1 protein-coding gene and 1 pseudogene are annotated in these 1144 nt (G+C 73.3%); both read left to right on the forward strand.

Features of this window, described 5'->3' with window-relative positions; all coding sequences use genetic code 11:
• Nucleotides 1-247, forward strand: a pseudogene (locus AC2W7C_RS18220) (type II secretion system protein N); the annotation flags it as partial.
• Nucleotides 247-1144 (forward strand): secretin N-terminal domain-containing protein (locus tag AC2W7C_RS18225; protein ID WP_486002609.1); only part of this gene is annotated, 898 nt, incomplete at its 3' end. The pseudogene AC2W7C_RS18220 and the gene AC2W7C_RS18225, both read left to right, overlap by 1 nt.

Below are 1144 nucleotides of genomic sequence, written 5' to 3' on the forward strand. Positions count from 1 at the left end.
TTCGCTTCGGCCCCGCATGCAGGGCCTGCGCGTCAACGGCTTCACCGTGTCGGCGGCCGGCGACGGCGCCGCGCTCCGCGCCGCGGGCCTGCAGTCCGGCGACGTCATCCTGGCCGTCAATGAGACCGCGCTGGACAGCCCCCAGAGCATCGCCGGGCTTCGCGCCCAGCTCGCCAACGCGACCAGCGCCGAAATCCGCTTCGAGCGGGACGGGCAGGTCCAGACCACCACCATAAGGACCCGCTGATGAGCCGTCTGATGAAGGGCGTGGCCCGTGCGGCCCTCGCCGCCGTCCTGATCGCGCAAGGCCCGCTGGCCGCCCTGCCGGCGGCGGCGCAATCGGGCGAGCGTCAGACGCTGAACGTCCAGGGGGCCGACATCCGCGCCTTCATCCAGGACGTGGCGCGTTCGACCGGACGCACCTTCATCGTCGATCCCGCCGTCAGCGGCACGGTGACGGTGACCAGCGAGCGACCGCTGAGCCGCGCCCAGCTATTCGAGGTCTTCCTGTCGACCCTGCGCGCCAACGGCCTGGTGGTCACGCCGACCGCGTCCGGCGCCTACCGCATCAGCCCCGCCCAGGGCGCGGCCCAAGGACCGGCGACGGTCGGCTCCGAGCGCTTCACCACCGAGGTCTTCCAGCTCCGCCACATCGACGCCGCCTCGGCCGCCGAGACCATCCGCCCGCTGGTCGGGGCCCAGGGCCAGGTGCTGGCCAATCCCGGCGCCAACAGCGTCGTGGTCGCCGACTTCGCCGACAACCTGCGCCGCATCCGGGCCCTGGTGGCGCGCATCGACGTGGACCGCGCCAGCTTCGAGGTCGTCACCCTGCAGAACTCCTCGGCGCGCGAGATCGCCGAGGTTCTGCGCGCCGTGCTCGCCCCGCCGGGCGGCCAGCCGGGGCAGGGGATGGTCTCGGTCACCCCGGTCGAAAGCTCTAACTCCGTGGTCCTGCGCGGCGACCCCTCCGCCGTCGCCCGGGTCCGGCCGCTGATCGAGGACCTGGACCGTCGCGCCGAGTCCGCCGACGACGTCAAGGTGGTGTTCCTGCAGCACGCCAACGCCGAGGCCCTGCTGCCGGTCCTGCAGCAGATCGTCGGCCAGCAGCCGACGCCGGCCACCGCGAACGCCAGCCCGAGCGCCC

This window comes from Brevundimonas sp. CURTG3B2_SDJG, from assembly GCF_057364705.1.